The organism is Actinomadura geliboluensis (genome assembly GCF_005889745.1).
GTDB classification, from domain to species: domain Bacteria; phylum Actinomycetota; class Actinomycetes; order Streptosporangiales; family Streptosporangiaceae; genus Spirillospora; species Spirillospora geliboluensis.
The window spans coordinates 1-11,158 of sequence record NZ_VCKZ01000307.1; the positions used below are offsets into that span (position 1 = coordinate 1).

Sequence of the window (11,158 nt, forward strand, 5' to 3'; positions counted from 1 at the left end):
GGCCCGCGGGGATCGGGTCGAGCGAGGTGGAGCCCGGGTCCTGTCCGGTGAACGGGGAGGCGCCCTGGTAGCCGCCGGGAGCGGGCATCTGCTGGGGGCCGGTTCCGCCGCCCTGGCCGGCGCCCATGCCGTTGCCGCCCATGCCGTTGGTCATGCCGCCGCCCATGCCGCCGAGCATCGGGCCGTCGGCGCTCATGGAGACGGGCTGGGTCAGGCTCGGCTGGGGCATTCCCGGCTGGTCGTAGGACGGCTGCTCCATCGGGGCCTGCTCGGCGGGAGCCTGCGCGTTCAGCGGGTCGGCGGCGGGGTCGACCCCCGCGCGGCCGTCCTCGTTGTCGTGCTGCCAGGGGAACTTGGGCTTGTCGAACGTGATCGTCGCCCAGTAGTCGTCGTCCTCCATCTCGTCCGACGCCTGGGCGCTCGGAGCGGGCGGAGGCGGGGCCTGGCCGCCGGTGGGCGCGGCGAGCGGCCCGCCGGCGACGCGGCGGTCCGGACCGGGCTCGGGCGCGCGGTCGTACCCGCCGTCGTAGCCCTCGTCGTAGCCGTCGTTGTAGCCGGGGCCGTAGTCGTCCTGGCCGCCCTGCTGCTCGTGCGGCGGGACTCCGCGGCGGCCGCGCGGCTGCGGCTCGTCGTCCATCCAGTCGTCGTCGTCGCGTCCGGCCCTGCTGGCCCGCAGGCCCAAGGCCACGAGGACGACCACCAGGACGACGACCACAATGAGGCCGAAGACCACGATGTAAGAAGTCATGCCACCACCCAATGCCTTGGCCCAGCGGGAGTCGCCGGCGCGGACCGCGGGTCCGTCCCGATTGTCGCAAGCGTCCGGATCGTCACGGGCGGCCGCCGATGCGGCTCAGCACGATTCTGTCCGACCGCTATGACCGTTGTCACACCCTTCGCGCACATTTACCCTCACACGGCGTGCGCCGATCGGCCAACTCCGCCGATCCGCGCACCCCTGTCGGCTCCAGCCCCCCGAGGGGTCCGCGTTGACCCGGTGCTCGCAGGCTCCACGGTCAACGCGCCTGCTCGCCGCCGAAGTTCCCGATGATCCGCCCGCGGCCGATGGTGTGCTCGGCGATGGCGGGGAGCGAGTCCTTCAGTGCGGCGCCGTTCTGGAACGGTGCCGGATCGTCCAGCGCGTAGATGGTGAACCGGTACCGATGCTCTTCTCCCTTGGGCGGGCACGGTGGCGCGTAGCCCGCCTTCTTGTCCGTGGTCAGCCCTTCGACGGTCCTGTCCAGCTGGGCGCCCTCGACGATCTCGTTCACCGTCCCGTCGATGCCCGCGATGACCCAGTGGACGTAGGCGCCGCCGGAGGCGTCCGGGTCGTCCGCCACGATCGCGAACGACTTGGTTCCGGGCGGGCCCGACCACCGGAGCGGCGGGGTCTTGCCCTGTCCGCCAGGGTACGTCTTGCAGCCGTACCGCGGGGGCAAGTCGCCGCCATCGTGGAAGGCCGGGCTGGTCACGGTGAACCACTCCGACAGTTCGGCGCTCTGGTTCTGCGGCTGGCCGATCAGGCCGCAGCCGCTCAGGGCCGCGGCGAGGGCGAGGGCGCCCGCCGCGGCCGCCGTCGGACGCCGGTGTCTGCTCATCATCGATACGCTCCCGCGCGAGATCGTACGCCGCGCACCGCCGGGGCCGCCGTCGTGTCGGTCCCGCATCTCGGCCGTGCGCGTTCCCGCCGCCGGCGCCCCCTTCCTCGTCCGCCCCAACCTTAGGGCTTCCGCCGGGGTGGGACGGGCGGTTCGGCGCGCCGTGCGCCGCGTCGTCCGGCCGGTGGCCGGGTGACGTCGATCATGCGTGTTCTGTCCCGCTCCATCCGATTATTTGCGAAGGAGTGGCGGGTTTCACACGCGAGTTAGCCCCCTGCTTTACCGGAACGGGAAGTTCTCGGGTTCTTTCCTGGTTCTGGATTGGTGCAAGGCACGTTCCATCGGCTAGCTTGTGAATGTCTTCACAAGCCGACCGTGATCATAGGAGGGCCGCAATGGCCAGGACCGCCGAGGAGACCTCTGGCGCTCCCCACATCCTCATCGTGGGTGGCGGCTATGTGGGCATGTACACCGCGCTGCGTCTGCAGAAGAAGCTGAAGCGAGAGCTGAGACGCGGCGAGGTCAAGGTCACCGTCGTTGACCCCAACTCGTACATGACGTACCAGCCGTTCCTGCCCGAGGCCGCCGCCGGGAACATCTCCCCGCGGCACGTCGTCGTCCCGCTGCGCCGGGTGCTGCCCAAGTGCACCGTCCGCAAGGCGCGCGTCACCGAGTTGAACCACGACGAGGGCTGGGCGATCGTCCAGCCGCTGGCCGGACCGCCGGAGCGGATCTCCTACGACTACCTGGTCATGGCCGCCGGCGCCGTGCCGCGGCTGCTGCCCATCCCCGGGCTCGCCGAGCACGGCATCAGCCTCAAGACCGTCGGCGAGGCCATCCACCTGCGCAACCACGTGCTGGAGCAGCTGGAGATCGCCGAGTCGACCGACGACGTCGAGCTGCGCCGCAAGGCGCTGACCTTCGTGTTCGTCGGCGGCGGGTTCGCCGGCGTCGAGGCCGTCGCCGAGCTGGAGGACATGACCCGCGACGCGACCAAGTACATGCGCAAGGTCACCCCGCAGGACCTGCGGTTCATGCTCGTCGAGGCGACCGACCGCATCCTGCCCGAGGTCGGCCCCGACATGGGCAAGTGGACCGCCGAGCAGCTGCGCGGCCGCGGCATCGCGGTGAAGATGAACACCTTCCTGCAGTCCGCGGTCGACGGGCAGATCGAGCTGTCGGACGGCAGCAGCTTCCCGGCCGGGACGCTGGTGTGGAACGCGGGCGTCAAGCCGTCGCCGGTCGTCCGGCACGGCGACCTGCCGCTGGACGAGCGGGGCCGCGTCAAGGGCACCGAGTACCTCACCATCGAGGGCCTGGTGCGGGCGTTCACCGCCGGCGACAACGCCGCCATCCCGGACCTGACGCAGGAGGGCATGTACTGCCCGCCGAACGCGCAGCACGCCGTCCGGCAGGCCAAGCTGCTCGGCGACAACATCGTCCGGTCGCTGCGCGGCAAGACCCTGAAGCCCTACGTGCACGGCAACCTCGGCGCCGTCGCGGGCCTCGGCCTCCACAAGGGCGTCGCCAACCCGATGGGCTTCAAGCTCAAGGGCTGGCCGGCGTGGTTCTTCCACCGCAGCTACCACGGCGCGATGGTGCCGACCTTCAACCGCAAGATCCGCGTCATCGCGGACTGGACGCTCGCGCTGTTCCTCAAGCGCGAGACCGTCTCCCTCGCCACCATCGAGCAGCCGCGCGCCGACTTCGAGCTCGCGGCCCTCGACGAGGCCCGGGCGAAGGCCAAGGCCGGCCAGCACTCCAAGGAGGAGGCGGCCGACAACGAGGCCGCCGAGTCCGCGGCCTGAGCCGCGCGCCCGAACGCCCCGGCGGTCCCCGCGACCGGCCGGGGCGTTCGCCGTCCTGCGGGAGAATCGCCGGGTGCGAATCGGGATCCTTGGGCCGCTGCAGGTGCACGCGGACGGCGGTGCGCCCGTGCCGGTCGGAGGCGCCCGGCTGCGCGCGCTGCTGACGCTGCTCGCGGCGGAGCCCGGCGCGGCCGTCCCCACCGAGCGGATCATCGACGCCCTCTGGGAGGACGCGGTGCCGGCCGGCGCGCCGAACGCGCTGCAGTCCCTGGTGTCGCGGCTGCGGGCCGCGATCGGGCGGGACGCGGTCGAGTCGCCGCCCGGCGCCTACCGGCTCGCCGTGCCGCCCGAGGCCGTCGACGCGCACGAGTTCGAGGCGCGGGTGCGCGCCGCCCGCCGCGCCGCCGACCCGGCCGACCGCTCGGCCGGGCTCCGCACCGCGCTGGCGCTGTGGCGGGGCCCGGCGCTCGCGGGCGCCGCCGGGCTCCGGGTCGCGGACGCGCCCGCGGCCCGCCTGGACGCCCTGCGCCGCGCCGCGCTGGAGGAGCGGCTGGACGCCGACCTCGCGCTCGGCCGCCACGCCGAGGCGATCCCCGAACTCCAGGCCCTCGCGGCGGACGACCCGCTCCGCGAGCCGGTGACCGCCCTCCTGATGCGCGCCCTCTACGCCGCCGGGCGCCAGGCCGACGCGCTGGCCCGCTACGAGGAGGCCAGGCGCGCCCTGGGGGAGGGCCTCGGCGTCGACCCGTCCCCCGAACTGGAGGCCGTCCACCTGGCGGTGCTCCGGCAGGACCCGTCCCTGCTTCCGGATGCCGCCCCGGCACCGGCGCCCGCGCCGCGCGAAGGCGCGCTGCCCGCCCGGCTGACGAGTTTCATCGGCCGCGCCGCCGACCTCGGACGCGTGGACGGCCTGCTCGCGCGGGCGCGGCTCGTCACGCTGACCGGGCCCGGCGGGTCCGGCAAGACCCGGCTCGCGCTGGAGGCCGCCGAGCGGGCCGCGGACCGCGCGCCCGACGGCGTCCGGCTCGTCGCGCTGGCCCCGGTGACCGACCCGGCCGAGGTCCCGGCCGCCGCCGCCACCGCGCTCGGGCTCCGCGAGATGGCGCCGATCGGCGCGCCCGCGCCCGCCCCGGACCCGGTCGGCCGGCTCGTCGCCGCGCTGGCGGAGCGGCGGGTCCTGCTGGTCCTGGACAACTGCGAGCACGTCCTGGACGCCGCCGCGCGGCTCGCCGGGACCGTCCTGGAGCACTGCCCCGGCGTCCGGATCCTCGCCACGAGCCGGGAGCCGCTCGGCATCACCGGCGAGACGCTCTGGCCGGTCGAGCCGCTGGAACCGCCGCCGCCGGACGCGGGCCCCGGGGAGGCCGCCGCGTCCGCGGCCGTCCGGCTGTTCGCCGACCGCGCCGCGGCCGTCGCGCCCGGCTTCGCGGTCACCGCCGCCACCGCCGGGCCGGTCGTGCGGATCTGCCGGGCCCTGGACGGGATGCCGCTGGCGATCGAGCTGGCCGCCGCGCGGCTGCGCGCGATGACGCCCGAGCAGGTCGCCGACCGGCTGGACGACCGGTTCCGGCTGCTCGCCGCGGGCAGCCGCACCGCCATGCCGCGGCACCGCACGCTGCGCGGCGTCGTCGAGTGGAGCTGGGACCTGCTGGACGGGCCCGAGCGGACGCTGTGGCGCCGCCTCGCCGTCTTCCCCGGCGGCGCGACCGTGCCGAGCGCGGAGGCGGTGTGCGCGGGGCCCGGCCTGGACCGCGGCGACGTCCTCGACGTCCTCACGGCGCTGGTCGACAAGTCGCTGCTCGCCGTCTCCGGGCCCGAGCCCCGGTACCGGATGCTGGAGACGATCCGCGCCTACGGCCTCGAACGCCTCGCCGAGGCCGGCGAGGAGGCGGCGGTCAGGCGCGCGCACGCCCAGTACTTCACCGGCCTTGCCGAGGAGGCCGAGCCGCACCTGTACGGCGCCGGCCAGCTGCCGTGGCTGCGGCGGCTCACCGCGGAGTCCGGCAATACCTCCGCCGCGCTGCGCTGGGCGATCTCCGCCGGGGACGCGCCGCTCGCCATGCGGCTGTGCGCGGCGCTCGGCTGGTACTGGTTCCTGCACGGCCGGCTCGGCGACGCCGCCGCCGACCTGGAGGAGATCCTCGCCCTGCCGGGCGTCCCAGAGGACCGGACCACCGCGCGTGCGCTCGCGCTCGCCGCCCTGGCGTCGCTGGACGAGGAGGGCGGCGACCGCGTCCCGGAGTGGCTCGACCGCGCCCGCCGCATCTGCGACGGCCTCGACCGCGCGTCGCTGCACCCCGTGCTGCGGCTGATGCTGGAGACGGCCCACATGTACGTGGTCGGCTGGGACGACGCCGCCGCCCCGGGCAACGACGTGCTGCTGACCGACCCCGACCCGTGGGTGCGGGGTATCGGCTACTTCGTCCGCGGCCAGATCGCGCACAACTTCGGCCGGGTCGGCGGGATCGACGACGACTTCGCGCGGGCGCTCGCCGCGTTCCGCGAGTGCGGCGACCGCTGGGGCCTGTCGTTCACGCTCACGGCGCAGGCGGAGATCCTCGGCCGCGGCGGCGACCACTCCGGCGCCGCCGCGCTGTACGAGGAGGCGCTGCGGCTGGACGCGGAGCTGGGCGGCGGCACCGCCGGGCTGCAGCACGTCCGCATCAAGCTGGCGAACGAGCTCGACCTGATGGGGGAGCGGGACCGGGCCGTGGCCCTGCTCCACGCCGCGATGCGGGACCCGGGCGCCGTCCGCGGGCTGGAGGAGTCGGCCGCGCTCCACTACCGGCTCGGGGAGATCGCCCGCCGCTCCGGCGACACGGCCGAGGCCGGGCGCCGCCTGGAGCATGCCGACGCGCTCACCGAGAACCTCTCAGGAGCGCCGCACTTCCGCGCCATGGTCCTCCTCGCGCGCGCCCAGCTCGACATGGCCCTCGGCTCCATGGAGGAGGGCACCGCACGCCTGGACGAAGCGCTGCGCCGCGCCGTCGAGGCGCAGGACTACCCGATCGTGTCGCACGTCCTGGCCGGGCAGGCCGAACGCGCCCGCCTCCTGGGCGACCCCGCCCGCGCCGCCGAGCTGCTCGGCACCGCCGACGCGCTGCGCGGGACGCGGGACCTCTCCCTCGCGGACGTCCTCGGCATCGAGGCGGCCACCCGCGCCGACCTCGGCGCGGCGGCGTTCACCGCCGCCTACGACCGCGGCCGGCCCCGCACCTTCGAGGACGTCCTCCGCGACTTCGCCCTGGAGCGGCCCGACGCGCGGCCGCCGGATTCCGGGGCGCCCGCGGCGGGGCGCCCCGGACCGATCATGCCCGGTTCTTGAACGCGCGGAGCGACAGCGGCGCGAACACCAGGGAGATGGCGGCGCCCCAGGCCAGGGCGATCAGGGCGTGGTCGAGGACGGGACCGCCGACCAGCAGCCCGCGCATGGCCTGCACGAGCTGCGTCACCGGGCTGTTGTCCATGACGAAGGCCACCGGGCCGGGGATGCCCTCGGTGTTCGGGATGAACGCCGTGCTGAGGAAGCTCAGCGGGAAGATCACGACGAACCCGAAGATCTGCACCTTCTCCGGCTCGTTCACCTTCATCGCGATGTAGACCGACGTCCAGGAGAACAGCACAGCGAAGGCCAGCAGCAGCAGGAACGCGGCGAGCAGCGCGATCACGTTCGTCTCGATCCGGAAGCCGATGGCGAAGCCGACCAGCAGCAGGATCAGCATCGACCACGCCTGCTTGACGGTGTCGGCGATGATCCGCCCGACCAGCGGGGCGCTGCGCGCGATCGGCAGGCTCCGGAACCGGTCGAACACCCCCTTGGTGATGTCGGTGTTCAGCCCGAACCCGGTGCTCATCCCGGCGAACAGCGCGTTCTGCGCGATGATGCCGGGGATCACGACCGGGAGGTACGCCTCGACGCTGCCGGCCATCGCCGGGCCGAACACGTAGGCGAACAGCAGCACGAACATGATGGGCTGGATGGACAGGTCCAGCAGCTCCATCGGGTTGTGCTTGATCTGGACCAGGTTGCGCCAGGCCAGGGTGGCGATGTTGCGCAGGGCCGTACCGGGCGCGACCCGCCTGGACAGGTCCCGCGGCGCGAGGGACGCGGTGGTCATGCGGACGCACTCTCCTTGTCGGCCGACTGCGCGAGCCGGTCGGCCTCGGCGTCGATGTCGTCGGTGTGGTGGCCGGTGAGGGCGAAGAACACCTCGTCCAGGCTGGACTTGCGCAGCGACAGCTCGCCGACGGCGACGCCGGCGTCGTCGAGGCGGCGCACCACCGCGGGCATGAGCTGCGGGTCGGTGATCGGCGCGCTGATCAGGCCGTCGCGCACCTCGGGCGCGGCCTCGGCCAGCTCCCCGACGATCGCCGCGACGGTGCCGCCGTCGCTCTCCTTGACCGGGCGCACCTCCAGGACCTGGCCGCCGACCTGCGCCTTCAGCATGTCGGACGTGCCGTGCGCGATGACCTGGCCGCGGTCGATGACGATGATGTCGTCGGCCAGCTGGTCGGCCTCCTCCAGGTACTGGGTGGTCAGCAGCACGGTGACGCCGTCGTCGGTGAGGCCGCGCACGATGTCCCACAGGCCGTTGCGGCTGCGCGGGTCGAGGCCCGTGGTCGGCTCGTCCAGGAACAGGATCTGCGGGTCGCCGACGAGGCTGGCCGCCAGGTCGAGGCGGCGCCGCATCCCGCCCGAGTAGGTCTTCGCCGCGCGCTCGGCGGCCTCGGTGAGCTGGAACCGCTCCAGCAGCTCGGCGGCCCGCGCGCGGGCGGCCTTGCGCGGGATGCCGAGCAGCCGCCCGATCAGGATCAGGTTCTCGGTGCCGGTGAGCATCTCGTCGACCCCGGCGTACTGGCCGGTCAGGCCGATGAGCTGCCGCACCTTGTGCGCGTCGCGCAGCACGTCGAACCCGCCGACCTGGGCGGTGCCGCCGGTCGGCTCGATGAGCGTGGCGAGGATGCGGGTCATCGTCGTCTTGCCGGCGCCGTTCGGCCCCAGCACCCCGAGGACCGTGCCCGCTTCCGCGGTGAGCGAGACGCCGTCCAGCGCCCGGGTCTCGCCGAACCGCTTCTCCAGGCCCTCTGCCTGGATCGCGTAGGTCATGTGATCTCCTGGAACTCGTCTGCCGGACGTCTATGCCCGCCGACCGCGAAGCCAGCCAAACTATGCGTTGTCCGGGTGGATGTGCATTCGGTTTTCCGCCGCCCACGGCACGGCTCCGCCGGCTGCGCGAGACGCGTCCACAACATCGCATGCGCCACTGACAGAACGCCGGAACCGGCCCGATCGTGCCGCCGCATCCGCGCCGCGTCCGGCGGTTCGCCGCCGCCGAACCGGCTGGAGGACGCCTCCGGCGTTCTAAACTCGGCGGTGTGACGACGGTCCGGCGCGGTCACGACACGGACGGCGGGGGCCCGCACCCGCCGCGCTTGCGGCCGCCCGAGCACCGGGTCTCGCCCCGCGCCATCGCGCACTGGGCCATCGAGTCCCTGCTGCTGTGGGGGCTGGCGTTCGGCCTCGCCCTCGGCGTGGCGGCCTGGGCCGGCGACGCCGACTGGGACGGGATGCCCGGCTGGCTGTCCGGCCGCGTCGGCTGGCTGCCCTACATCATCGGCGCCGCCGGGCTGCTGATGGTGACCGTCGCGCCCGTGTGGCGCTACCGGGTGCACCGCTGGGAGGTCAGCGCCGACGTCGTCTACACCCGCACGGGCTGGTTCAGCCGCGAATGGCTGCTGGTGCCGGTCGGGCGCATCCAGACCGTCGACAGCAAGCAGGGCTGGCTCGAACGGCTGCTGGGGCTCGCCACCATCGAGGTCAACACGGCCTCGCACACCGGTTCGTCCGAGGTGTCCGGGCTGCCGGTGGCGGTGGCGACCCGCCTCGCCGAGGACCTCGCGCACCGCGCGCACGACCTCCGCGACGACGCGACGTGAGCCTCCGGCTGCATCCGCTCACGTTCGTCGTCGGAGCCGTCCGCGAACTCCTCGCGCTGCTCGCCGCCGGCGCGACCGGCCTGCTCGTCGGCGGCCTGTCCACGGCGTTCTACTTCACGCTGGTCGGGCTGCTGCTCGGCCTGGTCTTCCACGTCGCCGACTGGGTGACGTTCACCTACGTCCTGCACGACGACCGGATCGAACTGCGCCGCGCGCTCATCGGGCGGTCGGTCAAGAGCATCCCGCGCGACCGCATCCGCGGCGTCGACATCAGCGCGAACCTGCCGCACCGGCTGCTCGGCCTGGCGATCGTCAACATCGACGCCGGCGCGGACGGCGGCGAGGGCGAGCTCAACGCGGTCTCCCGCCACGAGGCGGAACGGCTCCGCCGCGTCCTGCTGGCCCGGGACGCCGAGGCGCCGCCGCGCCGCGTCCTGGCCCGGATGCGGCGCCGCTGGTACGTGTACGCCCCGCTCAGCGGCGCCTACCTGCTGACCCCGTTCGCGGTGGCGGGCAGCCTCCTCGGCACCCTCTACAACCTCGGGGACGACCTCGGCCTCATCACCCGGGAGCGGGTGGAGAGCGTCGGCCACGACGTGGTCGGCCTGCCCACCGCCCTCGTGCTCGCGCTGGTCATCCTCGCGCTGGTCGCCATGCCGGTCATGTCGGTGCTCGCGTTCACCCTCTTCAACTGGGACTTCACCGTCCACGAGCGGGACGGCTCCATCGTGGCCGAGCGCGGCCTGGCGACCCGCCGCAGCGTCTCCCTCGAACGCCGCCGGCTGCGCGGCGTCGAGCTGACCGACAACCCGTTCGAGCGGCTCGCGGGGGTGACCCGGCTCGGCGCCCTGATCACCGGCCTCGGCGACGCCGCGCACCGGGGGCGGCTGCTGCCCGCGGCGCCCCGCGCGGTCGCCGAGTCGCTCGCCGCCCGCGTCGTCGGCGCCGTCCCGGGGCCGCTGACCGCCCACCCGCCGGCCGCCCGGAGCCGCCGCGTCGTCCGCGCCGCCGCGCCGCCGGCCGCGTTCGCGGTCCTCGCCGTGCTGGCCGGGCAGCCGTGGGTCGTCTACCTGTGCGCGGTGCTGACCGTCCTCGCGGTGCCCCTCGGCCTGGACCGCTACCGCCAGCTCGGCCACGCCACCGACGGCGAGCGCCTCACCGTCCGGTCGGGCTCGCTGCGGCGCCGCCAGGTCGTCGTGGAGCACGGCGCCGTCATCGGGTGGCGCGTCCGCCGCACGCTGTTCCAGCGGCGCCTCGGCCTCGCCACGCTCTTCGCCGCCGTCGGCGCGGGCGAGGGCGGCTACTCCTCGACCGACATGCGGGAGGCGGACGCCGTGGCCCTGGCCGCCGCGATCACCCCGGACTGGGTCACCCCGTTCCTGGCCGCGCCGCCCGCCGCCGCGCCGGCTACTCGGGGCGCCGCGCCCCGAACATGATCTCGTCCCAGGACGGGACGGACGCGCGCTTGCCCTTGGCCTTGCGCCGCCGCGCCGGCCGCTGGGCCGCCGCGCCGTCGCTCGCCGCGGCGGGCGAGCCGGTGGCGGGCTTGTCCTGGGCGGCGGGCATGGTGGGCCGCGTCGCCGGCTTCTTCTTCGCCGGCGCCCGCGGCGGCTGCCGCGGCGCCGGGGGCTTCTTCGGCTGCGCGGGCTCGGCGGGCGCGGGCGCCGCCGCCTCCGGCTCGGGGGCCTCCTTCACGGCTGTCACTTATACACATCTCCGAGCCCACGAGACCCTAAGACACCTCGTATGACGTCTTCTGCTTGAAAAAAAAAAGAAAGGCTTAAGGAGTATATTAATGTTAACAAATCCATGAAG

At 74.3% G+C, this 11,158-nt stretch carries 8 protein-coding genes and 1 pseudogene; 4 read left to right on the forward strand and 5 right to left on the reverse strand.

Annotated features, from left to right (window positions below; translation table 11 throughout):
• A pseudogene (locus tag ETD96_RS31975) lies at nt 1-748 on the reverse strand (hypothetical protein); the annotation flags it as partial.
• Between the two features lie 268 nt (nt 749-1,016).
• A complete protein-coding gene (locus ETD96_RS31980) occupies nt 1,017-1,601 on the reverse strand; it encodes a YbhB/YbcL family Raf kinase inhibitor-like protein (RefSeq protein WP_240808373.1) in 585 nt (194 codons plus the stop codon).
• A gap of 392 nt (nt 1,602-1,993) precedes the next feature.
• On the opposite strand from ETD96_RS31980, the gene ETD96_RS31985 reads away from it, so the two are divergent.
• Together ETD96_RS31985 and ETD96_RS31990 are read left to right on the forward strand one after the other, a co-directional pair.
• Complete coding sequence (locus tag ETD96_RS31985; RefSeq protein WP_138640218.1) at nt 1,994-3,406, forward strand: NAD(P)/FAD-dependent oxidoreductase; 1,413 nt, start codon at nt 1,994-1,996, stop codon at nt 3,404-3,406.
• Between the two features lie 73 nt (nt 3,407-3,479).
• Nucleotides 3,480-6,731: an ATP-binding protein gene (locus ETD96_RS31990; protein ID WP_138640219.1), complete on the forward strand. Its 3,252-nt coding sequence runs from the start codon at nt 3,480-3,482 to the stop codon at nt 6,729-6,731.
• Here the strand turns inward: ETD96_RS31990 and ETD96_RS31995 are convergent.
• Nucleotides 6,715-7,524 carry an ABC transporter permease gene (locus ETD96_RS31995; protein WP_138640220.1) on the reverse strand — a complete coding sequence of 270 codons (810 nt, stop codon included), beginning with the start codon at nt 7,522-7,524 and terminating at the stop codon, nt 6,715-6,717. The two genes, ETD96_RS31990 and ETD96_RS31995, sit on opposite strands and share 17 nt — an antisense overlap.
• Nucleotides 7,521-8,513 carry an ATP-binding cassette domain-containing protein gene (locus ETD96_RS32000; RefSeq protein ID WP_138640221.1) on the reverse strand — a complete coding sequence of 331 codons (993 nt, stop codon included), beginning with the start codon at nt 8,511-8,513 and terminating at the stop codon, nt 7,521-7,523. Before ETD96_RS32000 ends, ETD96_RS31995 begins: the two co-directional genes overlap by 4 nt.
• Nucleotides 8,514-8,782: 269 nt before the next feature.
• Here ETD96_RS32000 and ETD96_RS32005 point away from each other — a divergent pair, with 269 nt between their 5' ends.
• Nucleotides 8,783-9,343: a PH domain-containing protein gene (locus tag ETD96_RS32005; RefSeq protein ID WP_138640222.1), complete on the forward strand. Its 561-nt coding sequence runs from the start codon at nt 8,783-8,785 to the stop codon at nt 9,341-9,343.
• Nucleotides 9,340-10,779, forward strand: a complete 1,440-nt coding sequence (locus tag ETD96_RS32010; RefSeq protein WP_138640223.1) for a PH domain-containing protein — start codon at nt 9,340-9,342, stop codon at nt 10,777-10,779. Before ETD96_RS32005 ends, ETD96_RS32010 begins: the two co-directional genes overlap by 4 nt.
• On the opposite strand, the gene ETD96_RS32015 is transcribed toward ETD96_RS32010, so the two are convergent.
• Nucleotides 10,751-11,047: a hypothetical protein gene (locus tag ETD96_RS32015; RefSeq protein WP_205719547.1), complete on the reverse strand. Its 297-nt coding sequence runs from the start codon at nt 11,045-11,047 to the stop codon at nt 10,751-10,753. The genes ETD96_RS32010 and ETD96_RS32015 overlap by 29 nt on opposite strands.
• Nucleotides 11,048-11,158: the final 111 nt, after the last annotated feature.